At 62.4% G+C, this 25,028-nt stretch carries 20 protein-coding genes; 10 read left to right on the top strand and 10 right to left on the bottom strand.

Annotated features, from left to right (window positions below):
* Positions 1-25 precede the first annotated feature (25 nt).
* The 3 genes from GC1_RS00225 to GC1_RS00215 all read left to right on the top strand — a co-directional run bounded on the left by GC1_RS00225 (position 26) and on the right by GC1_RS00215 (position 3,191).
* Positions 26-1,453 (top strand): cache domain-containing protein, encoded by a 1,428-nt coding sequence (locus GC1_RS00225; RefSeq protein ID WP_029204865.1) that lies wholly within the window; start codon positions 26-28, stop codon positions 1,451-1,453.
* A gap of 56 nt (positions 1,454-1,509) precedes the next feature.
* Positions 1,510-2,154 carry a response regulator transcription factor gene (locus GC1_RS00220; RefSeq protein WP_029204866.1) on the top strand — a complete coding sequence of 215 codons (645 nt, stop codon included), beginning with the start codon at positions 1,510-1,512 and terminating at the stop codon, positions 2,152-2,154.
* Between the two features lie 68 nt (positions 2,155-2,222).
* Complete coding sequence (locus GC1_RS00215) at positions 2,223-3,191, top strand: LuxR C-terminal-related transcriptional regulator (RefSeq protein ID WP_019296773.1); 969 nt, start codon at positions 2,223-2,225, stop codon at positions 3,189-3,191.
* A 3-nt stretch (positions 3,192-3,194) separates the two neighbouring features.
* On the opposite strand, the gene GC1_RS00210 is transcribed toward GC1_RS00215, so the two are convergent.
* Positions 3,195-4,343, bottom strand: coding sequence for a lytic murein transglycosylase (locus GC1_RS00210; protein WP_019296774.1), 1,149 nt, complete (start codon positions 4,341-4,343; stop codon positions 3,195-3,197).
* A 265-nt stretch (positions 4,344-4,608) separates the two neighbouring features.
* Here GC1_RS00210 and GC1_RS00205 point away from each other — a divergent pair, with 265 nt between their 5' ends.
* Complete coding sequence (locus tag GC1_RS00205) at positions 4,609-5,598, top strand: MBL fold metallo-hydrolase (RefSeq protein WP_019296775.1); 990 nt, start codon at positions 4,609-4,611, stop codon at positions 5,596-5,598.
* Between the two features lie 67 nt (positions 5,599-5,665).
* Here the strand turns inward: GC1_RS00205 and GC1_RS00200 are convergent, their stop codons facing one another.
* Positions 5,666-6,517 carry a HalD/BesD family halogenase gene (locus GC1_RS00200; protein ID WP_019296776.1) on the bottom strand — a complete coding sequence of 284 codons (852 nt, stop codon included), beginning with the start codon at positions 6,515-6,517 and terminating at the stop codon, positions 5,666-5,668.
* Between the two features lie 403 nt (positions 6,518-6,920).
* Between GC1_RS00200 and GC1_RS00195 the strand changes: the two genes are divergently transcribed.
* Both GC1_RS00195 and ilvN read left to right on the top strand, forming a co-directional pair.
* Positions 6,921-8,672: an acetolactate synthase 3 large subunit gene (locus GC1_RS00195; RefSeq protein WP_019296777.1), complete on the top strand. Its 1,752-nt coding sequence runs from the start codon at positions 6,921-6,923 to the stop codon at positions 8,670-8,672.
* A gap of 85 nt (positions 8,673-8,757) precedes the next feature.
* Complete coding sequence (gene ilvN / locus GC1_RS00190) at positions 8,758-9,318, top strand: acetolactate synthase small subunit (protein WP_019296778.1); 561 nt, start codon at positions 8,758-8,760, stop codon at positions 9,316-9,318.
* Positions 9,319-9,347: 29 nt separating this feature from the next.
* Here ilvN and GC1_RS00185 read toward each other — a convergent pair whose 3' ends face one another.
* A complete protein-coding gene (locus GC1_RS00185) occupies positions 9,348-9,701 on the bottom strand; it encodes a hypothetical protein (RefSeq protein WP_019296779.1) in 354 nt (117 codons plus the stop codon).
* 235 nt (positions 9,702-9,936) lie between these two features.
* On the opposite strand from GC1_RS00185, the gene GC1_RS00180 reads away from it, so the two are divergent.
* A complete protein-coding gene (locus GC1_RS00180; RefSeq protein ID WP_019296780.1) occupies positions 9,937-10,734 on the top strand; it encodes a helix-turn-helix domain-containing protein in 798 nt (265 codons plus the stop codon).
* A gap of 2 nt (positions 10,735-10,736) precedes the next feature.
* On the opposite strand, the gene GC1_RS00175 is transcribed toward GC1_RS00180, so the two are convergent.
* Together GC1_RS00175 and prfB are read right to left on the bottom strand one after the other, a co-directional pair.
* Complete coding sequence (locus GC1_RS00175; protein ID WP_019296781.1) at positions 10,737-11,507, bottom strand: DUF2189 domain-containing protein; 771 nt, start codon at positions 11,505-11,507, stop codon at positions 10,737-10,739.
* Between the two features lie 245 nt (positions 11,508-11,752).
* A complete protein-coding gene (gene prfB, locus GC1_RS00170; RefSeq protein ID WP_019296782.1) occupies positions 11,753-12,880 on the bottom strand; it encodes a peptide chain release factor 2 in 1,128 nt (375 codons plus the stop codon).
* A gap of 224 nt (positions 12,881-13,104) precedes the next feature.
* Here prfB and GC1_RS00165 point away from each other — a divergent pair, with 224 nt between their 5' ends.
* The gene (locus tag GC1_RS00165) at positions 13,105-15,102 is read left to right on the top strand and encodes a Hint domain-containing protein (RefSeq protein WP_019296783.1); all 1,998 of its coding nucleotides are present in this window, start codon (positions 13,105-13,107) and stop codon (positions 15,100-15,102) included.
* Here the strand turns inward: GC1_RS00165 and GC1_RS00160 are convergent.
* The 3 genes from GC1_RS00160 to GC1_RS00150 form a co-directional block, all read right to left on the bottom strand.
* Positions 15,096-17,597 carry a penicillin-binding protein 1A gene (locus tag GC1_RS00160; RefSeq protein ID WP_019296784.1) on the bottom strand — a complete coding sequence of 834 codons (2,502 nt, stop codon included), beginning with the start codon at positions 17,595-17,597 and terminating at the stop codon, positions 15,096-15,098. The genes GC1_RS00165 and GC1_RS00160 overlap by 7 nt on opposite strands.
* Positions 17,598-17,763: 166 nt before the next feature.
* Positions 17,764-18,990, bottom strand: a complete 1,227-nt coding sequence (locus GC1_RS00155; RefSeq protein WP_019296785.1) for an N-acetylmuramoyl-L-alanine amidase — start codon at positions 18,988-18,990, stop codon at positions 17,764-17,766.
* Positions 18,991-19,082: 92 nt separating this feature from the next.
* On the bottom strand, positions 19,083-20,228 hold the full coding sequence (locus GC1_RS00150; RefSeq protein WP_019296786.1) for a pyridoxal phosphate-dependent aminotransferase: 1,146 nt from the start codon (positions 20,226-20,228) through the stop codon (positions 19,083-19,085).
* On the opposite strand from GC1_RS00150, the gene GC1_RS00145 reads away from it, so the two are divergent.
* On the top strand, positions 20,227-21,606 hold the full coding sequence (locus GC1_RS00145; protein WP_019296787.1) for a M48 family metalloprotease: 1,380 nt from the start codon (positions 20,227-20,229) through the stop codon (positions 21,604-21,606). The genes GC1_RS00150 and GC1_RS00145 overlap by 2 nt on opposite strands.
* Positions 21,603-22,367 carry a DsbA family protein gene (locus GC1_RS00140; RefSeq protein ID WP_019296788.1) on the top strand — a complete coding sequence of 255 codons (765 nt, stop codon included), beginning with the start codon at positions 21,603-21,605 and terminating at the stop codon, positions 22,365-22,367. Before GC1_RS00145 ends, GC1_RS00140 begins: the two co-directional genes overlap by 4 nt.
* Positions 22,368-22,457: 90 nt before the next feature.
* Here GC1_RS00140 and ispG read toward each other — a convergent pair whose 3' ends face one another.
* Both ispG and GC1_RS00130 read right to left on the bottom strand, forming a co-directional pair.
* Positions 22,458-23,579 carry a flavodoxin-dependent (E)-4-hydroxy-3-methylbut-2-enyl-diphosphate synthase gene (ispG, locus tag GC1_RS00135; RefSeq protein ID WP_019296789.1) on the bottom strand — a complete coding sequence of 374 codons (1,122 nt, stop codon included), beginning with the start codon at positions 23,577-23,579 and terminating at the stop codon, positions 22,458-22,460.
* Positions 23,580-23,683: 104 nt separating this feature from the next.
* Positions 23,684-24,910 (bottom strand): helix-turn-helix domain-containing protein, encoded by a 1,227-nt coding sequence (locus GC1_RS00130; RefSeq protein WP_019296790.1) that lies wholly within the window; start codon positions 24,908-24,910, stop codon positions 23,684-23,686.
* Between the last annotated feature and the right edge of the window lie 118 nt (positions 24,911-25,028).

The following is a 25,028-nucleotide window of genomic DNA, read 5'->3' as shown; positions in this document are numbered from 1 at the left end:
TCTGACCCATTCCAGCGGAGTGCTCATGCGCCTGTTCCGTTCTTTGCTGCGCCCCGACTATGCGCAGAAACTATCGCTGCTGATGACCCTGCCCCTGATCGTGGCAGGCACTGCGATTGCGCTGGTGGTGGGTTATCAGTCCCGTGCCCTGGCCGAACGCGAAATTCAGGCGCTGGAAATGCAGCTGCTGGAGGCCAAGAAGGCGGAACTGCGCAACTACGTGACCCAGGCCCGCAACGGCTTTGCCCATATCTACGGCCTGGCGGCGCCGGATGATGCGGCGGCCAAGGAGCAGGTCACCCAGATCCTGAGCGCGATGATCTATGGCAAGGACGGTTTTTTCTTCGTCTACGACTATGACGGCACCAACCTGGTGAGCCCGCGGCAGACCGAATACATCAACCGCAATTGGGCCGGGCTGCGGGACAGCGCCGGCGTGCCGGTGGTGGACGAGTTCATCCGCCTCGCACGTGACGGGGCGGGCTGGCACAGTTTCACCTGGGAAAAGCCCTCCACCGGTGAGGAGGCGCAGATGATCGCCTATGTGCTGGGCCTGCAGGACTGGCAATGGGCCATCGGCACCGGCGTCTTCATCGACGATGTGCTGGCCACTGTGGCCGCGTCGCGGGCAGAGGTGGAGGCGCGGGTGCGGCGCACGTTCTTGTATATCGGTGCGATCACGCTGATTTCGCTGGCTTTGGTCTTTGCTTCAGGCATGTTCCTGAACATCCGCGAGCGGCGGCTGGCGGATGCCAAGCTGAAGGAGCTGACCCAGCGGGTTTTCGACGCCCAGGAGGAAGAGCGCGGACGGGTTGCGCGGGAGTTGCACGACGGCATCAGCCAGCTGTTGGTCGGGGTGCGCTATGCGCTGGACAACACAAGCCGGCGCTTGTCACGCGGCGACAGTGAGGCGGCCCAGGCACCGCTGGAAAAGGGCACCGACAACCTGCTGACGGCGATTACCGAGGTGCGCCGGATCAGCCGTGACCTGCGCCCGGGGGTGCTGGACGACCTTGGCCTGGGACCCGCGCTGAAGGCGCTAACAGACGATTTCGCTGCCCGCACGGGGATTGAGACCGAGTTTTCCACCGTGGTGTTCCGCAACCGGCTGGACCAGGATTCCAAGATTGCGCTCTACCGCATCGCCCAGGAGGCGCTGACCAATATCGAGCGCCATGCAGAAGCCACCAAGGTGAGCATCGACCTGCGCGGCCACACCCGCGGCGCCACCATGCGGATCTCCGACAACGGCCGCGGCCTGCCACCGCGAGATGCCCGTACCGGGCCTGGGATCGGCCTGCGCAACATGCAGGAACGGATCGAGCAGCTTGACGGCACCTTGCGCATTCTGTCATCACGGGGCACCCAGAGCGGTACCGTGATCGAGGCCAGCCTGCCCCTGAGCCACCTGCTGCCGCCTGGCGAGGAAGGCGCACCTGCGCAACTGCCGTAACTTGGGGGCGGCTGCAGCGGCCTTGGGAAACATCAACAACTGCCGTTGGGGGGATGATGGCTGATCCGGTGAAAGTTCTGATCGTGGATGACCATCCGATGGTGGCCGAAGGCATCCAGTCGATCCTGGAAAGCTATGACGATATCGAAGTTGTCGGCTCCCTGACCGACGGGCGTGACGCCGTGGAGCAGATGGGCAGGCTGGCGCCTGACGTGGTGCTGATGGACCTCAACATGCCCAAGCTCGGCGGCCTGAGCGCCACCGAGATCATCCTGGAACAGCACCCCGGCACCCGCATCCTGATCCTGTCGATGCATGACAGCGCCGAATATATTTCCACCGCGCTCAGCCACGGCGCCATGGGCTATGTGCTGAAGGATGTGCCGACCGACGAGATCAAGCAGGCGATCGACGCAGTGATGCAGGGCAAGACCTATCTATGCACCGGCGCGGCCGGATCCCTGAAGCCGAAGGACGGCGACATCCGCGAGGCGCTGACAGGGCGCGAGCAGACCATTCTTTTGGAGCTGGCACAGGGAAAGTCCAACAAAGAAGTCGCGCAAACGCTTGATATCTCAGTTCGAACTGTCGAGACACACCGCAAGAACATCAAGCGCAAACTGGGCATTTCCTCCACCGCCGGCCTCACCCGCTATGCGCTGGAGCATGGCGTGCTGCAGGGCACCGGCGCCGGGTTCTGAACGCCATCTAGAATTTCCTTTGTGATCCGCAGCCCCTGCCCTAGCCTTGCGCGTCAAGGAGCTGCGCCATGACCACAGACAAGCCCGCAATCCCCCCGCAGACCCAGGCCAAATGGCAGCGGGTGGTGGATCTGGTGGCAGAACTGACCGATGTGCCTGCCGCGCTGATCATGGCAACGGTCGATCTGGACCACCGGGTCAAGGTTTCCAACACTTCAGAGAACAACCCCTATTATCCGGGCCGCAAATACCATCTGAACGAAAAGCTCTATTGCTTTGGCGTCTTTGAGAACGACGGTGAACTGGTGGTCGAGGACGCCCAGTGCGAACCGCGCTGGCAGGACAACGAGGACATGGAGCACGCCATGTCCTTTTACATCGGTTATCCGATCAAATGGCCGGACGGGGAGATTTACGGCACCATCTGCGTGCTCGACACCCGGCGCAACAAACGCGCGCTGATGTTCCGCAAAGGGCTGCAGGAGTTCTGCCGGGTGGTCGAGGGTGATCTGGCACTGCTGCTGGAGGTGGCCCAGCGAAAGCAGGCACAGGCAGAACTGCGCGAGACGGTGCGGGCGCGGGAGGACACCATCAAGCGCCGCACTAAGGCGCTGGAGGAAGCCAACACCGCACTGCGGGTGCTGATCGACAACGTGGAGGCATCGCGCCACGAGAGCGAGCAGCAGATCGTGCAGCAAATCAAGGGAATGGTGCTGCCCTATGTGGCCAAGCTCAGGCATCTGGATGCGGGGCGCGAGCTGCAGAGCGCCTATCTGATGATGATCGAGGACAATCTGAAGAACATTACCTCGGCGCTCTCGTCCAAGCTGGCACAGACGCTGGAGCAGCTGACGCCAGCGGAGACCGAGATCATGCAGCTGATCATGATGGGCCGCACCACCAAGGAGATCGCCGCCACCCTGGGGCGCGAAACCAGCACCATTGATTTCCACCGCAACAACATCCGCCAGAAACTGGGTCTCAGCCGGCGCGAGAACCTGCGCCAGCATCTGATTTCGCTGAGTTCGGCAGAGTAGCCGCTAGTTCAGACTACTGAGCAGTGCCTGCGACGGGTCGCCGGTTGCCGGCAGGCCGCGGCTGGACTGGTAAGCGCTGATCGCCGCGCGGCTTTTCGGCCCAAGCACGCCATCGGCGCCGCCGGTGTCAAAACCGCGCGCGGTCAGGCGTTTCTGCAGCAGGATGCGATCATCCTTGGTGAGCCCGTATTTGTCCGGCGGGAAGCTGGCGCGCAGCGGGGCGCCGCCGGCAATGCGGTCGGCCAGATGGCCCACACCAATCGCATAGGCATCCGAATTGTTGTAGCGCTTGATCGCATTGAAGTTGCTTGTGACGGTGAACACCGGCCCGCCCGGTTGCGGCTGCAGGCTGCGGCCCGAAGGGGTGCCCGGCGCACCGGCCTCGCCGCCCCATTTCAGGCCGCGGGTCCAGCCGTTCCGTTGCAGATACGCGGCAGTGGAGGCAAGCGCGTCGGTCGGATCCTCCGACCAGATGTCGCGGCGGCCGTCGCCGGTGAAATCCACCGCAAAGGCCTGATAAGAGGTCGGAATGAACTGGGTATGCCCCATGGCACCGGCCCAGCTGCCGGTCATGCGGGCTGGCGTGATGTCGCCGTTCTGCAGGATCTTCAGCGCCGCCAGCAGCTGTTTTTCAAAGAACGCTCCGCGCCGCCCGTCATAGGCCAGCGTCGAGGTGGCGGAAATCACCGGAACGTTGCCGCGGCGCTCGCCAAAGAAGCTCTCCAGCCCCCAGATCGCACAAATAATTTCCGCATCAACTCCATAGCTGCGCTCCAGCGTGCGCAGCGTGGACTGGTGGCGGGAAAAGGCGGCGCGGCCCTTGGCAAGGCGCTCGTCCGAGACGGCGATAGAGAGGTAATCCTCCAGCGAGCGTTTGAATTCGGTCTGGTTGCGGTCGCGCTTGACCACGCCGGGCAGATACCCTGCCCCGCGGAAGGCGGCGCGCAGGGTGGATTGGGAAATGCCGCGGGCTTCTGCCCGTGTTCGAAAGGCGGCGACCCAAGCGTCATAACCCGCGTTTGGCACCGGCCGCAGGTCTGCAGGCAGGCCGGAGGTGCCGCTGTGACCGCTGCCTGCCGGTACCGTGCTGCTGCAGGCGCCCAGCCCCAAGGCTGCCAGGCCAAATCCGAAATGACGCCGTGTGATGTTCATGCTCTCTGCCCGCTCCAATAGGTGATTAGCTGCCCGGCTCCGTCCGGATCCTTTGAAAACAGGCTGCCAGAAACCAGCAGGTGCGCCAAGGCCCGGATTTCCTCCACAGCAAGGACCCGCCGCTGGTACATTTGCCCAAATTATGGGGATTGGCCCCATATTACCCCCACAATCTTCCGGGGCACCCCTTAGTGCCGTTGATGCCTAGCCTGTTTGCATCGCTGCGCCAAAGCGGCGGCCAGACAACAACAGGGAGACGGAACCAATGGATGAGCAAAAGAAGGACTTGAAACCGGCCAGGCTTGATGGCCGCAAGGATGACCTGGCCCCCGGCCTGTCCCGGCGCAGTTTCTTTGCTGCAGCGGGCGCGGCAGGCGTCGGAACAGCCGCCAGCCTGCTGGGCAGCACCAGCGCACATGCGCAATCAACCGACTGGCTGCAGCCCGGCAACAACAACCATGTGATCGATCTGCAGAACATGTCTGCCTTTGCGGATGGCGAGGTGAAGATCGATTTCTACGGCCATTGCGCTCTCAAGATCACCTCGCCCGGCGGCGCCTCCATCCTGTTCGATCCGTGGCGGGACGATCCCTCCGGTGCCTGGGGGCTTTGGTTCAAGCAGAAATTCCCGGAAACGCTGGTGGATATCACCATGTCCACCCACACCCATTTCGACCATGACGCCATCGACCGCCCGCAATCAACCATGGTGCTGGACCGGATGGTCGGCAGTTTCGAATTCGCGGATCTCAAGATCACTGGCTATGCCGACAAGCACGCCTGCGTCGCGCCGGGCTGGTACCCCTGGACCAACGCGCTGGCGGAATTCGGGGTTGAGGCCTGCCCGCCCAACAACCCGGGCCACATGGACATGGTGACCTATGTGGTGGAGACCGGCGGCATCCGCACCCTGATTTGGGGCGATAACCGGCCCGACCCGGCAGACGGGTTCTGGGATGCCATCGGGCGCATCGACGTGCTGACCCTGCCGGTCGACGGTTCCGAGCACATCCTGTCCTATGAGCAGGCCAACGCGCTGGTGGAACGTATCCAGCCCAAGGTGGTGATCCCTACCCACTACCTGTCGGAGACCACCACCTATACGTTGTCGACGCTGCAGCCCGCCGACACCTGGGTAAAGGACCAGAAAAGCTTCAAAATGCTGGACGGCGCCTCTCTGTCGCTGGCGGCGGCGGATGTGCAGGGGATGGACAAGGAGTTTCTGTATTTCGGGCATAACGCGCTGACGGAGTAATCCTCGGCATTGCCGCAACATTGTTGTGCCCGTCCGGGCGCCCTCCCCCCCGGGGCGCCCGTTTTTGTCAGTCCCGCAGCGCGTCTGCACGCAGTCCTTCGCGCTCGTAGTGGCGCGGCAGCACCCGGCCATAAAGCTGCCTGGTGCGCTCCACCCCGCCGCACATGCCCTCAGTCTCGACAAAGGAGAAGATGCCGACGTAGCGCCTGCGCGGGCCTTCGACCGGGGCTACCCTGTGCAATGAATAGCGGCCGCGGAAGATCTGCAGATCGCCCGGCTGCAGCACCAGCCTGCGCACCAGGGGCGAGCCGCCCGCCAGCACCCGCGCCACACCGTCGTAGTTTTCATCCGTGGGCGTGCGCAGCATTGGCGCGTACTCGAAATCGCCGCCTGTCTCGCCGTTCTGGATCGCCAGTGTCACCGTGTAGTTGTTGGTATCAAAATGCCAGGGGAAGCCGTCGCCCTCCTCGACCATGTTGATGATCACGTCCGCCAAAGGGTCGTCATAGCGGAAGAAACGGCCCTCCGGCTCGCCCAATGCCTCGCGGATGAAGGGCATGAAGCCGGGAAATTCATAGATTGTCCGCAGCGGACTGGCGGCGCCGAAATTGTCCGCTGGAATGAAGGCGTTGGAGCGGTCATAGAATTGGCGCACCGGATGGTCTTCCGGCAGTGCCGGGTCGTCTTTGGAGAAATATGCGTTGGTGCGGCTGAACGACTTATGCCCCTGATCCGCCACGCTATCTGCCTCTGCTGCCAGCCGGGCGATGCCGTCTTCATGCACAAATCCCGGCAGCACCGCGCAGCCGTCAGCCTCCAGCTCGCTTTGCACGTCCGCCATCATCCGCGCATAGGCAGGCGAGCCGGGCCGGTCGATGGGATACCGGCCCAGATCCACCAGTTCTGCAAGTTCAGCCATTGTATGTCCTTCCCTGTCGCCTCTTTTAAGGTGAGCTTGCCTGCTGCGGTTTGGCCGATCTGGCACAAACGGGACATCCCGGTGCCGGTTTTGAACGAATCCGCACGGAAAACCGCACCCGTTTTCGCGGAAATTTCGCCGCACCCCCGCCTGCAAGCAAGAAAATGTCCCTGAACCGGTGTTTTTTGACAGCTTTCGCGGTTGACGCCCCTGTCCGGCAGACATAATGTCGCCCGCAACGCAAGAAGGAGCCTGTGGCAGTGACCACCCTAGTCGTAATCGTAGGAACCAAGCGCATGGGCCGGTAACGGTAGACCATAATCGAACCCATGCGCCTCCGACCTGAAATCGGGGGCTTTTTTTATGCGTAACGGACGATGCCGCCAATTGGAGCAAAAAGCAGATGACACGTGAAATGACCGGCGCAAAGATGGTTGTCCAAGCCCTGAAGGATCAGGGTGTGGACGTAGTCTTCGGATACCCAGGCGGCGCCGTGCTGCCGATCTATGACGAGATCTTTCTGCAGAATGACATTCGTCACGTGCTGGTCCGCCATGAGCAAGGCGCGGTCCACGCCGCCGAAGGCTATGCCCGCTCCACCGGCAAGCCCGGCGTTGTGCTGGTGACGTCCGGTCCCGGTGCCACCAATGCGGTCACCGGCCTGACGGACGCGTTGCTCGACTCGATCCCGATCGTGGTTCTGACAGGCCAGGTCCCGACCTTCATGATCGGCTCCGACGCCTTTCAGGAGGCGGATACCGTCGGCATCACCCGCCCCTGCACCAAGCACAACTGGCTGGTCAAGGACACCGATGCGCTGGCCGGCACCCTGCACGAGGCATTCCACGTCGCCAAATCCGGCCGCCCCGGCCCGGTTCTGGTCGACATCCCCAAGGACGTGCAGTTCGCCAATGGCAAGTATCAGGGCCCGAAGCCGTCGGCCTCGCATTACCAGCCCCAGGTCAAAGGCGATATGGAAGAGATCACCGAGCTGGTCGAGGCCATCGAAAAGGCCAAGCGCCCGGTGTTCTATACCGGCGGCGGCGTCATCAACTCCGGCTCTGCAGCGAGCCAGTTGCTGCGTGAGCTGGTCGATGCCACCGGCATTCCAATCACCTCCACCCTGATGGGGCTGGGCGCTTATCCGGCCTCCGGCAAGAACTGGCTGGGAATGCTGGGCATGCACGGGCTTTACGAGGCCAACATGGCGATGCACGGCTGCGACCTGATGATCAACATCGGTGCGCGGTTTGACGACCGGATCACCGGCCGCATCGACGCCTTCAGCCCGAAATCGAAGAAGGCCCATATCGACATCGACCCCTCCTCGATCAACAAGGTGATCCGGGTCGACATTCCGATTGTCGGCGATGTGGCCCATGTGCTGGAGGACCTGCTGAAGGTCTGGAAGTCGCGCGGCCGCAAGGTGAACCGCGAGGCGCTGGACAAGTGGCACAAGCAGATCAACGAATGGCGCGCGGTGAACTGCCTGTCCTTCAAGAACTCGGAAAAGACCATCAAGCCGCAATACGCGCTGCAGCGCCTGGAGGAGCTGACCAAAGGCCGTGACCGTTACGTCACCACCGAGGTCGGGCAGCACCAGATGTGGGCGGCGCAATACCTGGGCTTTGAGGATCCGAACCGCTGGATGACCTCAGGCGGGCTTGGCACCATGGGTTATGGCTTCCCGGCCTCGATCGGCGCCCAGATGGCGCATCCGGACGCGCTGGTGATCAACGTCGCGGGCGAGGCATCGTGGCTGATGAACATGCAGGAAATGGGCACCGCTGTGCAGTACCGCCTGCCGGTGAAGCAGTTCATCCTCAATAACGAGCGCCTGGGCATGGTGCGCCAGTGGCAGGAGCTGCTGCACGGCGAACGCTACAGCCACTCCTGGTCCGAGGCACTGCCTGATTTCGTGAAGCTCGCAGAGGCCTTCGGCGCCAAGGGCATCTGCGTCAGCGATCCCAAAGACCTGGATGATGCGATCATGGAAATGATCGATTATGACGGGCCGGTGATCTTCGACTGCCTGGTCGAGAAGCACGAGAACTGCTTCCCGATGATCCCGTCGGGCAAGGCGCATAACGAGATGCTCTTGGGCGAGGCTGAGACGCAGGGCGTCATCCAGGCCGGCGGCGCAGTGCTGGTGTAACCGCGGCGGCGCCGCAAATTTCTTCGAAGAAATTTGCCAGGAAATTCGAATTTCCTGGCACCGACATACGAGAGGAAGACCACGAATGTCTGCCCTGCATATCAAAAAAGGCTCCAACCGCCACTCCGCCTACAACCTGCGCCCGACGTTTTCGGACGTGCAGGAGCGCCACACCATTGCGGTGCTGGTGGAAAACGAACCCGGCGTTCTGGCCCGGGTGATCGGCCTGTTTTCGGGCCGCGGCTACAACATTGAAAGCCTCACCGTGGCCGAGGTGGACCATACCGGCCACCTATCGCGCATCACCATTGTCACCACCGGCACCCCGCAGGTGATCGAGCAGATCAAGGCACAGCTAGGCCGGATCGTGTCGGTCCGCGACGTGCATGACCTGACGGTCGAAGGCGCCGCAGTGGAGCGCGAACTGGCAATCCTGAAAGTGGCAGGCGAAGGCGACAAACGCGTCGAGGCGCTGCGGCTGGCGGATATCTTCCGCGCCAACGTGGTCGACAGTACCCTGAACAGCTTTGTCTTTGAAATCACCGGTGCGCCGGAAAAGATCGATGCCTTTGCCGATCTGATGCGCCCTCTGGGTCTGGCCGAGATTGCCCGCACCGGCGTTGCCGCCCTTCTGCGCGGCAACTGACCCTGTCCCCGGCCCGTTAAGGGCCGGCGTTATCCTTGAACGTTGCGAAGCGGTGCGGAAACGCGCCGCTTTTCTGCTGCCTGCAGCGGGAAGGGAACAACCTTCTGCTCCTGGCAATCGGGCTCCGCCTTCTCACCGCATTCCGCTGTTGCGCTCAGCCGGTCGGCCAAATCAGGGCTGCCCTGCTCCACGACAACAGACAGATTTTCTGCAATTCGAATATTACCACTCAGGATCATGTCAAACTCAACCCAATCACCCGGGTTCAGCTCTGGAAAGCCTGCGTCAGCCTTGTTTGTGAAAAAAGCAAGGTCCCCTTGATCGTCGCACCATATAACGGCTTTGGTCAGGGGGGCGTCACTCCATAAAATGACTCCAATCATACCAGTCCTCGTATTGCCGCCCCCCAATTCTGAACCAATTAAGCTGACGCCAACATGACAAAAATCGGGTTGGGCTATTGCATTTTGTGTCAGTTCAATTAGCCTTCTGACGTGAATTAGCGACACCCCTGACGCAGGTAGGCGGCACAGACCGGTCCGGTGATGCCGAAAACTGGCATAAGCCTTCGGTAAAAGGGGAAAATTCTACGTAAAAGCCGGACAGTCAGGACCCCGAATGAACAGCCAGAACCGCTCTCCAGCTGACTTAAGGAACATGTTTGGCGCCAACTTGCGTCAACTGGCGCGGCAATACCGGTCGATTTCTGAATTGTCGCGGCAGCTGGGGATCAACCGCACCCAATTCAACCGGTACCTGTCCGGTGAAAGTTTCCCGCGCCCTGATGTTCTGGACCGAATTTGCCGTTTCTTTGAGGTTGACGCCCGCATTCTGCTTGACCCTGTCGAAACTCTTTCCAAGGCTGGCCAGGTTGTAAATGGCGCCTTTCTGGCTGACTTTCTGGGCCACGGCGTACAGCAGCTGACTGAAGAGTTTTTCCCTTCCGGATTTTACCGTTTCACCCGCCGCAGCTTCATCAATGAAGAGAAGTTCGTGATCGGCTTGGTCTATGTGTTCCGCGAGGCCGGTGTCACCTATATCAAAGGGTTCGAAGCCAAAGAGGCAATGCTCAGCCAGGGCCTGCCGGCCAGCCCCGGCGTGCGGGAGTTCCGCGGCTATATCAGCGGCCACGAGGACGGCGTCGCCTTTGTCATCGCCCGCCGAAAGGCGATGACCTATTCCTTCAATTACCTGGCGCGGGTTGCCTCGCTGCAGAACAACTTCTGGTCAGGCTACGTCGCCCGCACCGTCCGCGAAAGCGGCACCGGCGAGCGGGTGACGCGGATGGTCTATGAGCATCTGGGCCGCGACACGGCCCAGGTTCTGGCCGCCGCCCGCAGCGCCGGATTTGCCGATGAAGACGCCCTGCTGCCCTTTCACCGGCGCCTTCTCAACACCACTCAACCTTTCCACTGACGCTAACTGGCGTCTGTCAGCCTGTAGATGTGCCAGGTGGCGTGGCCCAGCAGCGGCAACACCAGAAACAGACCCAGGAACCACGGCAGCAACGCCGCAAAGGTCAGAACCGCGATCATTCCGGCCCAGATCATCATCACCACAAAATTCTGCTGCACATACTGAAAGCTGATAATCATCGCGGTGACGAAATCCACCTCGCGGTCCAGCAGCAGCGGCAGTGCAATCACCGTGATCATGTAAAGCAGCAATGCAAACAGCGCCCCGACTACAGTGCCGACGGCCAGCATGATCAGCCCGTTGGCAGTCAGGAACACTTCCGCTGAGGTGGAAATATTGGTCATGGTGGCAGTCCCCAGGAACAGGGCAAAGATCATATGGCCGAGAAAGAACCAGAACAGGAAAACCACCACGATGATGGCGCAGATCGACGGCAGCTGGCGGCGGCTTTGCTGCACCACGACACCCAAAATCCGGCCAACTGCGATTCCCCTGCCCTGTTCCAGCCGGTGCGACACCTCATAAAGGCCAACCGCGGCAAAGGGGCCGATCAGCGGGAACCCGATGGCTGCCAGCACCAGCCAGTATGTGGTGCCGGTACGCACGGTGATCCAGGCCATCAGCCAGCCAGCCAGCACATAGACCGAAGCAAAGAACAGCCCGTAAAGCGGTTTCCTTCGGAAATCCGCCCAGCCCCGGCGCAGCGCTTCAAACAGCATTTGCACTGTGACCGGCTGCAGCGGCGGCACACCAAAGGGTTTTTCGGGTGTCATCGCGGTACTCCTCCCCTCCGGCAGGCCCTGTTTTCTGTCCGGTCGCGGATGGCCTGCATCCTTTTCAAAAGCGGCATCAAAAATGCTTCATTTGAGCCTAGCCGCGAAATCCGCAGAATAAAATGCCTTACAGATGCATGATTTAGCGGCACCTGCCTGAAGCAGAAACTGCACAAAGAAAAAGGGCAGCCCATGCAGGCTGCCCCTTCAGAAACAGTCAGATGCCCTGTCCAGTAAGTGCCGGATCAGTCCTCAGCCTGCGCGTCCGCGCGGCTTTTACCGGCGACATTCAACGCCAGGGTGGCAGCCATGAAACCGTCCAGATCGCCGTCGAGCACCCCCTTGGTGTCAGAGGTCTCATGCTGGGTGCGCAGATCCTTTACCATCTGGTAGGGCTGCAGCACGTAAGACCGGATCTGGTTGCCCCAGCCGGCATCGCCCTTGGCCTCATGCGCCTCGTTAATGGCAGCGTTACGGCGGTCCAGCTCCTGCTGGTAGAGGCGCGATTTCAGCGCCTTCATGGCGATGTCACGGTTCTGGTGCTGGGATTTCTCAGACGAGGTCACCACGATGCCGGTCGGGATGTGGGTGATCCGCACCGCCGAGTCGGTGGTGTTGACGTGCTGGCCGCCGGCACCGGAGGAGCGGTAGGTGTCAACCCGGATATCAGAAGGGTTCACCTCGATCTCGATATTGTCGTCCACCACCGGGTAGACCCAGACGGAGCTGAACGAGGTGTGACGCTTGGCCGCCGAGTCATAGGGCGAAATCCGCACCAGCCGGTGCACGCCGCTTTCGGATTTCAGCCAGCCATAGGCGTTGTGGCCGGAAATCTTGTAGGCGGCGGATTTGATGCCCGCCTCGTCACCTGCGCTTTCGGACTGCAGCTCGACCTTGTAGCCCTTCTTCTCAGCCCAGCGCACATACATCCGCGCCAGCATCGAGGCCCAGTCGCAGCTTTCGGTGCCGCCTGCACCCGCGTTGATTTCCAGGAAAGTGTCGTTGGCATCCGCCTCGCCGTCCAGCAGCGCTTCCAGCTCTTTCTCGGCAGCCTTGCCCTTGAGCGCCGCCAGAGCTTCCTCAGCGTCCTTGACGACATCAGCATCGTCTTCCATCTCGCCCAGTTCAATCAGCTCGATGTTGTCGGACAAATCCTGCTGGATGCCCTTGTAGGTCGCGATGGAATCCACCAGCGCCTGGCGCTCGCGCATCAGCTTCTGCGCCGCGTCCGGATCGTCCCAAAGATTGGGATCCTCAACGCGCGCATTGAATTCCTCCAGCCGGTATTCGGCGGTTTCCCAGTTCATCCGCTGGGCCAGCAGCTCCAGCGATTTCTCGATGTCTGCGACGATATTCTGGGTTTCCGCGCGCATGGGAGGTCCTTGCAATCTGAGATCAGGACTGCGTGATAAACCACCCTTGCGCCGCGGGCAAGCGGCGAGGCCACACAGGCATTCCCCGGCCGTTGCAGAAAATTCAGATAAAATGCTGCACGTTATCTGCCTGCCGAAATACCCGGCATTAACAGGGCCTGCTTGACAGTGGGCTTTCGAACGCGCGTGCCGCCGGCTCGCGGTGTATTTGGGGAATTGGGGCCATGCCCAGCGGATATCTTGTCCAGCTTGGAGACGGATCGCTTGATCACGGCGATACGATCACGTCCACCTATGCCTCTTTTACAACCGACCAAAACCTGGGAGCCGGCAACTGGAGCTGGACCGGCTCGCACGGCGGCACCCCTTACACCAACGAGCTGGAGCCAGGTGTTTATTATCTGGCCACAGACGGAAACGTCTACTTCGTTCCGGACTACGGCCCGCCGGATACGTTCAGTTCGGCTTCCGCCGACAACCCGCCCGCCTATTCCGACACTGACGGCGCGGTGGAGGGCACCAGTGGCGCAGACACCATCGACAGCAGCTACACCGATGCCGACGGCGACCAGATCGACAACGGCAATGGCGGCGGCGCCTCCGGCAACCAGGATACGGTCGAGGCCGGGGCTGGCGACGATACTGTGGATGCCGGCGCCGACAATGACATGGTGTTCGGCGGTGAAGGCGGCGACAGTCTGGCAGGCGGCAGCGGCGATGACACGATCTATGGCGACAGCAGCAGCGAAGCGGGCCTGACAGACTCCGACCAAAGCATCACCGACGCCAATGTCACCGACACCAGCAGCGGTTTCACCGTCACGGCTAAGACCGTTGCAGGCAATACCAGTGCTGCCAACATCGACTACTACGATGGCGGCTATGGCGTGGCCGGTGCGATTTCCGACTCTGACAGCGGGGTTGACGCCCAGATCGGATATGACAAAGCCTCAGGCGTGTCAGAGGAACTGATCGTCGACTTCGACCAGGATACCGACGATGTCAGCGTCACCTTTAAGCATCTTTATTCCCAGTCGAACGGCGAAGAGGGCCACTGGGCCATCTACAAGGACGGCGTTCTGGTCGCCCAAGGGGATTTCACTGAGGATGTTGCGGGCTCTGGCACCGGCACCATCGACATCAGTGGCTATGGCGACTTCGACCAACTGGTGCTGTCCGCCAACCTGCAGACCGATGGCACCGACGGCTCCGACTACATGGTCACCGACATCACCTTTGCGGTGCCCCCGGAAGTGCCCGCGGACGGGGATGACAGCATCGACGGCGGCGACGGCGATGACGTGATTTATGGCCAGGGCGGCGATGACACGATATCCGGTGGTAGCGGTGCCGATACGCTGGACGGCGGCGCGGGCGACGACAGCATAATTGCTGGCGAAGGGGATTCTGCCAGCGGCGGCGCAGGTGACGACTATTTCACAATCGTGTCCGACGAAGCCTTCGTCACCGGCGACATCACCATAACTGGCGGCGATGACGGTGAAACCACTGGCGACACGCTGGACTTCAACGGCCAGCTGGACAAGGGCACGCTGGTCATTACTGATGACACCGGCGGCAGCAAGACCGGCAGCGCCACCTTGCTGGACGGCAGTACCGTCTACTTTTCCGGCATCGAAAACATCATCTGCTTTACCGCAGGCACCCGTATCGCCACGTCTGGGGGCCTGCGCGCCATCGAAACCCTGCGTCCCGGCGATCTGGTGATGACCCGCGACAACGGCCTGCAGCCAGTGCGCTGGATCAGCCAGTCAACGGTGCCCGCGACGGGCAACTTGGCTCCGATCCGCATCAAGGCGGGCCAGTTCGGGGCGGAGCGCGACCTGCTGGTCTCACCGCAGCACCGGATGCTGTTCAGTGGGTCCCAGGCCAGCCTGCTGTTTGGTGAGAGCGAGGTGCTGGTCTCCGCCGTGCATATGCTCAATGACCGCTCCATCCGGCGGGAGCCAGGCGGCACCGTGACCTATGTTCATGTGCTGTTTGGCCAGCACGAGATCATCTATGCCGAGGGCGCCGCCTCCGAGAGCTTCCACCCAGGGGTTCAGGCGGTCTCAGCGCTGGAAGAACCGGTGCGCGAGGAACTGTTCTGCATCATGCCCGACCTGCGCTGGCACAGCGGCGAAGGCGGGCGCACCGCCCGCCTCTGCGCCTCCCGCTGCGAGGCGGCATTGCTGCTGCCGCCCAGTCCGCTGGATCAGTAAAGCCCTCCGGAACTGACTGTGCCGAAGGTCGCTTTTGGTCCCAGCACCGCAGTGCCGCCGCTGGAGGTGGTGACCTGGCGGCCGGATTGCTGAACTTCCTCGATCAGCGGCAGGTTCGACCCCATCGCAAAGCCGCCGTCATAGGTCAGGCCGAAGATCGGTTCAGCCCCGTCGCGGAAATACTCCGCCACCACATAGGCACCAGAGGCGCCGTCAGGCAGCCGCGCGCCGGTGTAGCGGTCGATCTTGATGAAATGGCCGCCTTCCGGCACCTCGAACGGGCCGCCGCCGAATTTTTCGGTCGCCTTCTTCATGAACTGCTGGAACACCGGGCCGCACATGGTGCCGCCATAGGCGCCGCGTCCCATCGGGCGGGGCTGGTCAAAGCCCATGTAGCAGCCTGCCACGATGTTGGATGTGAAGCCGACAAACCAGACATCACGGGAATCGTTGGTGGTGCCGGTCTTGCCCGCGGTGGGCACCGGAAGGTTGATCACGCTCGATGCGGTGCCGCGGTCAACCACGCCCTTCATCATCGAGGTGAGCTGATAGGCGGTGATCGGGTCCATCACCTGTTCGCGGTCGGTGACAATGCGCGGGGCCTGACCGGGCGCCAGCGCGGGATCGGAGCAGTCGACGCAGTCACGGTCATCGTGACGGTAGATGGTCTTGCCGAAACGGTCCTGCACCCGGTCCACCAGCGTCGGCTGCACCCGCTCGCCGCCGTTGGCGAACATCGCATAGGCCGCCACCATCTTATAAAGCGTGGTTTCCTCCGCCCCGAGAGAGTTGGCCAGGAACGGCCCCATATTGTCATAGACGCCAAAGCGTTCTGCATAGCCCGCCACAACCGGCATCCCGACCTCCTGCGCCAGGCGGATGGTCATCAGGTTCCGGCTCATCTCGATGCCGGTGCGCAAGGGCGTCGGACCGTAGAACTTGTTGGTGGAGTTCTTCGGCCGCCACAGGCCCTGCGGCGTGTTGATCTCGATCGGGGCGTCGACGACGATGGTCGCCGGGCTGTAGCCGCTGTCCAGTGCCGCGGCATAGACAAACGGCTTGAAACTGGAACCCGGCTGGCGCATCGCCTGGGTGGCACGGTTGAACACCGAATGCTGGTAAGAGAAGCCGCCCTGCATCGCCAGAACCCGGCCGGAGTTCACGTCCATCGCAACAAAGCCGCCCTGGACCTCAGGCACCTGCCGCAGCGACCAGTGGCTGAAGGCATCGTCCTTCTTCTCGGCGCGGACCAGCACAACGTCGCCGCGGGTGAAGTTGTCAGCAAAGCTGCCTTTCATCCATTTGATGTCGGAGCGCGGGACGGAACCTGTGCCTTCACTGTGTTCGACACCAACGGTCAGGGACTTGTCGCCGACCTCCAGCACCACTGCCGGATACCAGCGCCCGCCCAGCACAATATCGCGGGAGACATTGGCGTTTGCCAGCGCTGCACGCCAAGTGGGTTCGTCCTTCAGCTGCTCTTCTTCCAGCTTGACGCCGGTGCCGCGCCAGATGCCGCGGGAACGGTCGTATTTCTCCAGCCCGCCGCGCATCGCGAGCGCCGCCTCGGCCTGCATGTCATGGTCGATGGTCGCGCGCACGGTAAAGCCGCCGGTGAAAAACTCACCCTCCCCGAAGTCCTCTGTCAGCTGGCGGCGGATTTCATCGGTAAAGTAATCGCGCGGCGGCAGCGTGGTGCGGAAGCCCTCGAAATCGCCGTTCTGGACCGAGCGCAGCGGCTGCGCCACCTCCACGTCATAAACATCCTTGGAGATATAGCCGTTCTCGCGCATCTCCCGCAGCACATAGTTGCGCCGCGCCAGCAGACGCTCCTTCTGGCGCACCGGGTGGTAATCCGACGGCGCCTTGGGCATCGAGGCCAGCGTCGCCGCCTCATGCGGTTCCAGCTCACCCAGGGTCTTGTTGAAATAGGTCTGCGCCGCCGCGGTCACGCCATAGGAGTTCTGGCCGAGGAAAATCTCGTTCAGGTACAGCTCCAGAATGCGTTCCTTGTCGAGCGTTTCCTCCAGCCGGGTGGCGAGGATGATCTCCTTGATCTTGCGCTCGGCCCGGCGATCGCCGGACAACAGGAAGTTCTTCATCACCTGCTGGGTAATGGTGGAGGCACCGCGCACGTTCTGCCCGCGCGAGCGCACCGCCTCGATCGCCGCTGCGGCGATACCGCGCGCGTCATAACCGGAATGGCTGTAGAAGTTCTTGTCTTCCGCCGAGATAAAGGCCTGTTTCACCAGATCCGGGATCTCATGCGACGGGGTGAACAGGCGGCGTTCCTTGGCGAATTCGTCAATCAGGTGCCCCTCGCCCGAATAGATCCGGCTGATCGTCGGCGGCTGGTACTGGGCCAGCGATTCATGGCTCGGCAGGTCGCGCCCATAGATCCAGAACACCGCCCCAATGGTCAGCGCCACCATCGCCACGCCAAGGGTGATGGTGCTGAAGATGGAGCCGAAGAAAGAGAATATGAACCTGAGCACGGATGTTGGCCTTTCACGCGGGGTGCCGCCTATATAGGGACGGCAAGCGTCCACGTCAAAACGGGAAACAGGGGATAGGCGCCGGGGAAGGTGGGAAAATCCTAGCAGATTTCACCGCACCCGGCCCCGTTTTGCGGATGGTCCGCTGATTCCGGCGCAAATATGCCTACTGCCGCACCAGCGCCCGGCGGGCATCATCTTCGATGCGCCAGGCAATCAGCCCGTTCAGAATACCGCGGGCTGCATTGGCACGCCATTCCGCGTCCACCAGATTCTTCAGGTCGCGCTTGCTGGACAAAAAGCCGATCTCGACCAGGACGGAGGGGATGTCAGCAGATTTCAGCACCGAAAACCCGGCAGAGCGCAACGGCCGGTTGTTGATCGGCTGGCCCTGCGCCCGCAGCCCGTCAATCAGCGCCGCCGCCAGCGCGTCGCTGCGCGGCTGGGTTTCCTGCCGGGCCAAATCCAGCATCACAGCCGTCACGCCGTCGTCCGCTTGGCTAAGGTCGGTGCCGGACAAGAGATCACCACGCAGATGCCGCTCCGCCAGTTTGGCTGAAGCCGCGTCCGAGGCCTCCTTGGACAGGGTATAAACGGTCGAGCCGTGGGCGCGGCCCTCGGAAATCGTATCCGCATGCAGCGAAATGAACACGTCCGCGCCCGCCTGATGCGCCATTGCGATGCGCCGCTCCAGCGAGACAAAATAATCGTCATCGCGGGTCATCTGCACGGTGAACTGGCCCGACCGCACCAGCGCCTCGCCCAGTTCGCGGGCGAATTGCAGCATCAGGTGTTTTTCAACCACATGCTCCGTTTCCGCCCCCGGATCAATACCGCCGTGGCCCGGATCCAGCATCACTAAAAGCGGTGCGTTTTCGTCCGGTTCAGCCCTGCCATTCAGTGCTTCCGGTGCGGGCAGATCCCAGCGCGGATCCTGCGGTGCCCCGGCACTGTCGGCGAACTCCTCTGCCGTAACCGGTTCCAACGCAACCGACAGCCTCGCTGCCGCTGTCACCTGATCCACAGTCAACGCAGCACTGGCCACTTTCATCGGTTCCGCAAGCTGCAGCACCAGACGCGACCAGCCGGGAACATAAGTGCCGAATTGCGCCGCGGTGACCTGATCCCCCTGCAGCAGCTTCTCTGCCGTCAACCCGGTCCAGTCGACCTCTTGGAAATCCAGAACCAAACGCGGCGGTTCCGTCAGGGTGAAAAGCCGGTACGGCACCCCCTGGCTGAGACCCAGCGTGATCTCTGCCCCCGGCCCGGCATCGCGCACCTGGCTGGCCCCGGCATCAATGCGCGCCAGCCCGCTGAAGCCGCTGCCGCCTTGCGCCCAGGCGCCTGCTGCCAGTGCCCAGATCAACGCGGTGAGTGTGATCAGTCTGCCCATATCTGCCTCATGCCTGGCCCTCCGGCCTTTTGGCCGGCAGACTAGGCAATTTGCGCGTCATTGGAAATCCGCCTTCTGCGTCTATCCGCGGGTTAATCCCGCGACGCCATGAACAGCGCCAGCCTTGCCAGGCCTTCCTCGATATCCGCGGTGGAGCGCGCATAGGAGAACCGCAGCGTGGTGGCGCCGCGGACGGGATCGAAATCCAGACCCGGGGTCACAGCAACACCCGCCTTTTCAAGGATTTCCGCGGCAAAGCTGCGGCTGTCATCGGTTAGGTCCGACACATCGGCATAGACATAAAACGCCCCGTCCGGCGGCGCGATTTTGGTGAAACCGGCCTTCGGCAGCCCGTCCAGCATCAACTGGCGGTTCTTGGCGTAGACGGCCAGGTTTTCCCGCATCTCGTCTTCGCAATCGAGTGCGGCCAGCGCCGCCACCTGGCTGGCGTGCGGCGCGCAGATGAACATGTTCTGGGCGATCCGTTCGACCACGCGCACATGATCCTCCGGCACCACCATCCAGCCGACCCGCCAACCGGTCATCGAAAAGAACTTGGAGAAGGAATTGATGACATAACACTCGTCGGTCAGCTCCAGCGCCGTGACTGCCTTCGCCTCGTATTCCAGCCCGTGATAGATCTCGTCGGAGATAAAGCTGGCGCCTTCTTCCCTGGCCGCATCGATCAGCGCCCCCATCGCCGCACGGTCCAGCATGGTGCCGGTCGGATTGGCGGGCGAGGCAACCATCAGGCCGGACAGCTTTTGCCCCTTGAGGTCCGCCGCGACCGGCTGCAGCCGGTTTTCCGGTGCGGTCTGGATGTCCACCGGCACCAGCCCCAGCGCCTTCAGGATCTGCCTGTAGGAGGGATAGCCCGGCGCGCCGATGCCCACGCGGTCGCCGCTGTCGAACAAAGCGGTGAAGCTGAGCAGAAAAGCGCCGGAGGAACCCGGCGTCACGATCACCCGCTCTGGGTTCAGATCGACATTGTACCACTCCCCATAGAGCTGCGCGATCCGCTTGCGCAGGGCTGGCAGGCCCAGAGCAACCGTGTAGCCCAAGGCATTGTTTTCCAACGCATTCCCCAGCGCCTTCAGCGCCCCCGAGGGCGCCCCGGTCGACGGCTGGCCCACCTCCATGTGGATGATGTGGCGGCCTGCCTCCTCAGCCTTGCGGGCAGCCTCCATCACATCCATCACAATGAAGGGATCGACCTCGGACCGGGTTGAGTTTCGCATGCTAATCTCCCAATGTGCGCGCATGAGTTTTGACCGTTTCTTCCGGCTGGCGTCAATCCCGGCTCTTCTGGTTTGCACGCTTGTCCAATTTGCAGCGGCGGCGCAGGCGGCGTCTATCTCGCTGCTGCGCGATCCGGATATCGAATACGGGCTGAACCGGCTCGCGGCCCCGGTTCTGCGCGCCGCGGGTTTGAACGCAAACCGGGTTCGCATCTTGCTGGTCAACGACTCGTCCTTCAACGCATTCGTCCTGGATTCTCGAACGATATTTGTGAATTACGGCCTGATCCTCAAGGTCACCTCACCGGAAATGCTGCAAGCCGTGCTAGCCCATGAGGCGGCCCATATCACCAACGGCCACCTGTCACGGCGGATGCAGAACCTGCGCTCTGCCAATAGCGCGGCAGGGCTTGGCTTGGCACTGGCCGCACTTGCGGCAGCGGCCGGCGGCGGAGATGCGGCGGCGGGCATTGCCATCGGCACTCAAAGCTCGGCCTTCCGCAGCTTCCTGGCCCACACACGGGCAGAGGAAAGCAGCGCCGACCGTTCCGCCGCTGACTACCTGAACCGGGCAGGCATCAGCCCGCAGGGACTGGTCGATCTGCACCGCGCCTTTGCAGGCCAGGAAGTGCTGAGTGCAGGTACCCAGGATCCCTACACCCGCTCCCACCCCCTCAGCCGCGACCGTATGCGGGCCGCGCAGGCCTATCTGGCCGCCTATGGCGACAAGGGCCAGACCAGCCCGGACGCGCAATACTGGTTCGCCCGGGTCCGCGGCAAGCTGTCGGCCTTTACCCGCGCGCCGAAATGGACCCTGCGCCGAGTGCGCGAGGAGCAGTACAAGGACGTCCGCCTGACGCGCGAGGCCGCCGCCTATCACCGGCAGAGAAACCTGAAAAAGTCGCTGAAGGCGGTAAACGGCGCGCTGGCTGCACGGCCTTCCGATCCATTCTATTACGAACTCAAGGGCCAGATCCTGATCGAGAACCGCCAGTGGTCCGCGGCACTAGCCGCCTATGGCAAGGCCGTCAGCCTTGCCCCCAAGGACCCGCTGATCCTGACCGGCTACGGCCGCGCACAGCTGGCCGCGGGCCAGCCCAAAGCGGCACTGAAATCCATGGAACGCGCCCGCGCCATCGACTTCCGCAATACAGTGCTGCTGCGCGACATGTCGCTGGCCTATGCCAAAACCGGACAAAACGGCATGGCCGCCCTGGTCACTGCCGAACGCTATGCCTTGCAAGGGCGTCTGAATGACGCCGGCATTCACGCCAAACGGGCCACCGCCCTGCTGCCAGCCGGATCCCCCGCCGCCCGGCGGGCGCAGGATGTGCTGGTGGCCTATGAACAAGCTCAGAAGAGAAAGAGACGCAAATGACCCTTTTCACCCGCACCGCCACAGCCGCGGCTACTGCCCTGGCCCTCCTGGGCGCGCCGGCGCAGGCCTTTGACATCAGCTCAATGTCGGAGACGGAACGCGAGGCCTTCGGCAAGGAAGTTCGCGAATACATCCTGGCAAACCCGGAACTGATCCTGGAGGCCGTCGACCTTCTGGAGCAGCGCCAGCAGCAGGCCGAAGCCGCCCGCGATGACACGCTGGTTGCCGACAACCTGGCGGAGCTGCAGAACGACGGATATTCCTGGGTCGGCGGCAACCCGGACGGCGACATTACCCTGGTCGAATTCATGGACTACCGCTGCGGCTACTGCCGCAAGGCCGCCCCGGAAGTGGCCAAGCTGCTGGAAAGCGATGGTAATATCCGCCTGGTGATCAAGGAACTGCCGATCCTGGGCGACGCTTCCGTTCTGTCCGCACGCTTTGCCGTCGCAACCAAACAGGTGGCAGGCGATGATGCCTACAAGGATGTGCATGACGCGCTGATCGAATTCGGAGGTGAGCCGAACGAGGTCGCCCTGCGCCGCCTGGCAGACGGCCTGTCGCTGGATGCTGAGGCAATTTTTGCCAAGATGGACAGCGAAGAGGTGACCGCAGAGCTGCGCCAGACCCGTGCGCTGGCACAGAAGATGGCAATCTCCGGCACCCCGACCTTTGTGCTGGGCACCGAGCTTCTGCGCGGCTACCTGCCCGCCGATCAGATGGAGCTGATGGTGGCGGAAATCCGCGAGCAGCAGAGCTGACAGGTTAAGTTGAACCGGCTGGGCCGGGGCTCTGCCCCGGACCCCGGAGTATTATTGCAAAGAAGAAGCATAGCTGGCGTTTGAAACGCCCTACTCAGCCGCCTCTTGGGCCGCCTCGATCTGGGCAGCCTTTTTCTCGACCTCTTCGACGATGTGGTCGACCATCTGCTCGTTGGACATCTTGTGGCTGGCCTTGCCCGCCAAATAGACCATGCCGGAGCCCGCGCCGCCGCCGGTGAAACCGACATCGGTCATCAGCGCCTCGCCGGGGCCGTTCACCACGCAGCCGATGATCGACAGGCTCATCGGCGTGTGGATATGGGCCAGCCGTTCCTCCAGTGTTTCCACCGTCTTGATCACGTCAAACCCCTGCCGCGCGCAGCTGGGGCAAGAGATGATGTTGACGCCGCGATGGCGCAGGCCGAGAGACTTGAGAATCTCGAAACCTACCTTCACCTCCTCCACCGGATCGGCAGAGAGGCTGACGCGCAGGGTGTCGCCGATGCCCATCCAAAGAAGCTGGCCCAGGCCGATCGCCGATTTGATGGTGCCGGAAACAAAACCGCCGGCCTCAGTCACGCCAAGATGAATGGGCGCGTCGGTGGCTTCCGCCAGCTGCTGGTAGGCGGCGGCCGTCATGAAGACGTCGGAGGCTTTCACCGAGATCTTGAACTCATGGAAGTCATGATCCTGCAGGATGCGAATATGGTCGAGACCGCTCTCCACCATCGCCTCCGGGCAAGGCTCGCCGTATTTGTCCAGCAAGTGCTTTTCCAGAGACCCGGCATTCACCCCGATGCGGATCGAGCAATTGTGGTCGCGCGCCGCCTTGATCACTTCAGCCACGCGCTTTTCGTCACCGATATTGCCCGGGTTGATGCGCAGGCAGGCAGCCCCGGCCTCGGCGGCCTCGATACCGCGTTTGTAGTGGAAATGGATGTCGGCGACGATCGGCACCGGGCTTTCGCGCACAATTTCCTTCAGCGCCTTTGACGATGCCTCATCCGGCACCGAGATCCGCACCAGATCAGCGCCCGCCTCTGCCGCGGCCTGGACCTGCGCGACCGTTGCCGCGACGTCGGTGGTCAGCGTATTGGTCATGGTCTGCACCGCGATCGGGGCGTCGCCGCCGACGGGCACGTTACCCACATGGATCTGGCGGCTCTTGCGGCGCTCGATATGGCGCCAGGGGCGGATGTGATTGATCGACATTGCGGCTGGTGTCCCGGCTGGATCCTGTTGCGGTCTAGATACGTGCAGACGCCCGGCGCTGCAATGGCGGCACCGGGCGTCTTTTGCGAATTCCTGCGCGGGCGTTATTCTTGCGGAGGCTGTTCGGCCTGCAGTTGCGCAACCAGAGTGGCCAACGCCTCATTGCTGCCGTCCTGCAGATCCGCCAGTTCAAACCGGCCGGTGATCGCGTCCATCGACAGCTCGACATTCTTGGTGACCTGGCCGCGCTCGCCGACCGGGCCGAAGTGCTGGCCATTGACGGCGAAGTAGATGGCGCTGCTTTCACCGGTGCGCAGTTTCGGCGCGTCCTCGGTCGCCGGCACCTGGAACCGCTGGCCCGCGTCCATGATGGTTTCCAGGATCACGCTGCCGTCCGCCGCGGTGACCTGCACCCAGGAGGGGCGTACCGCAACCATTTCGACACCCGGCGAAACTGCGGCCAGAACCTGGGGCACCTGCGGTCCCTGCTCACCCTGCTGCAGCGGCCCGGCGCCGTCAAACGGCAGGCTGGCCTCCGCCAGGCTGATCGTGGGCACATCCGGCGCCGCAAAATTGCCCAGTGTCGACGGGTCAATGGTGGAAATCGGTGCGTCGCGCGCTACCAGCACCGGCACATCCAGCGCCTGCGGACGGTACAGCCGGTCCAACGCCTCAGCTGCGGGGTCCTGGCTGCCCTCGGCAACCTCCAGCACCGCACTGCTGAGCGGGTCGAGATCCGCCAGCACTGCCGGGGTCTGATCCACCGGTGCAAACTGCACCTGCTGCACCTCTTTCAGGACGGCCCAGCCGCCATAGGTAATGCCGCCAATCAGGCCGGCCAGCACCATCAGCGAACCGACGGCACGCAGCTCAATCTGGCTGAGGATGCTGCTGGGCGCGGGAATGAACGGAGTATTCGGCGAGGCAAAGGCATCGCCGCCCAGGCCCTTGGACGCAGGCGCCGGCGCTTTGCCGGACTTGCTGCGGCTGGAAGCCTCTGCCGACATGCCATGGGCTACAGAAAAGCCGCTTTCCTTGCAGAAATCCTGGAACGCCTGCTCGGCATCCATGTTCAGATAGCGCGCATAGGACCGCACATAACCGGCGATGAAGCCGGGTGTGTCAAACGCGGAAGGATCGGAGTTTTCAATGGCAGCGATATAGGAGGCCTTGATCCGCAACTCGCGCTGGACGTCGAGCAGCGATTTGCCCATCGTCGCCCGCTCGCCGCGCATCACGTCGCCAAGCTTCAGCTCGAAATCGTCAAAACCCTTCGGCTCTGCCGTTCCGCCATGCTCATCTTGCTTGCGCTGGGTGAAGCGCCCGATCATGCCTGCCGTCCCATAATATGCCTGCCGCCATCGTTTCTGTACGGTGAAAGAATCACATTTGCGACTCAGATCCGTTCATTGATTAGCAACAGCGTAACACACTCGGCGTTAATTTACA

Source organism: Leisingera sp. ANG1, assembly GCF_000203975.2.
Taxonomy (GTDB): domain Bacteria; phylum Pseudomonadota; class Alphaproteobacteria; order Rhodobacterales; family Rhodobacteraceae; genus Leisingera.
This window is presented reverse-complemented; position numbering and strand designations above follow the sequence as displayed.

Coding starts and splice junctions, on each gene's coding strand:
- GC1_RS00195 (WP_019296777.1), top strand. CDS start 6,921: ATGACACGTGAAATGACCGGCGCAAAGATGGTTGTCCAAGCCCTGAAG.
- ispG (WP_019296789.1), bottom strand. CDS start 23,579: ATGTCGATCAATCACATCCGCCCCTGGCGCCATATCGAGCGCCGCAAG.
- GC1_RS00140 (WP_019296788.1), top strand. CDS start 21,603: ATGACCCTTTTCACCCGCACCGCCACAGCCGCGGCTACTGCCCTGGCC.
- GC1_RS00180 (WP_019296780.1), top strand. CDS start 9,937: ATGAACAGCCAGAACCGCTCTCCAGCTGACTTAAGGAACATGTTTGGC.
- GC1_RS00210 (WP_019296774.1), bottom strand. CDS start 4,343: ATGAACATCACACGGCGTCATTTCGGATTTGGCCTGGCAGCCTTGGGG.
- GC1_RS00215 (WP_019296773.1), top strand. CDS start 2,223: ATGACCACAGACAAGCCCGCAATCCCCCCGCAGACCCAGGCCAAATGG.
- GC1_RS00145 (WP_019296787.1), top strand. CDS start 20,227: ATGCTAATCTCCCAATGTGCGCGCATGAGTTTTGACCGTTTCTTCCGG.
- GC1_RS00225 (WP_029204865.1), top strand. CDS start 26: ATGCGCCTGTTCCGTTCTTTGCTGCGCCCCGACTATGCGCAGAAACTA.
- ilvN (WP_019296778.1), top strand. CDS start 8,758: ATGTCTGCCCTGCATATCAAAAAAGGCTCCAACCGCCACTCCGCCTAC.
- GC1_RS00150 (WP_019296786.1), bottom strand. CDS start 20,228: ATGCGAAACTCAACCCGGTCCGAGGTCGATCCCTTCATTGTGATGGAT.
- GC1_RS00200 (WP_019296776.1), bottom strand. CDS start 6,517: ATGGCTGAACTTGCAGAACTGGTGGATCTGGGCCGGTATCCCATCGAC.
- GC1_RS00175 (WP_019296781.1), bottom strand. CDS start 11,507: ATGACACCCGAAAAACCCTTTGGTGTGCCGCCGCTGCAGCCGGTCACA.
- prfB (WP_019296782.1), bottom strand. CDS start 12,880: ATGCGCGCGGAAACCCAGAATATCGTCGCAGACATCGAGAAATCGCTG.
- GC1_RS00165 (WP_019296783.1), top strand. CDS start 13,105: ATGCCCAGCGGATATCTTGTCCAGCTTGGAGACGGATCGCTTGATCAC.
- GC1_RS00155 (WP_019296785.1), bottom strand. CDS start 18,990: ATGGGCAGACTGATCACACTCACCGCGTTGATCTGGGCACTGGCAGCA.
- GC1_RS00220 (WP_029204866.1), top strand. CDS start 1,510: ATGGCTGATCCGGTGAAAGTTCTGATCGTGGATGACCATCCGATGGTG.
- GC1_RS00130 (WP_019296790.1), bottom strand. CDS start 24,910: ATGATCGGGCGCTTCACCCAGCGCAAGCAAGATGAGCATGGCGGAACG.
- GC1_RS00205 (WP_019296775.1), top strand. CDS start 4,609: ATGGATGAGCAAAAGAAGGACTTGAAACCGGCCAGGCTTGATGGCCGC.
- GC1_RS00185 (WP_019296779.1), bottom strand. CDS start 9,701: ATGATTGGAGTCATTTTATGGAGTGACGCCCCCCTGACCAAAGCCGTT.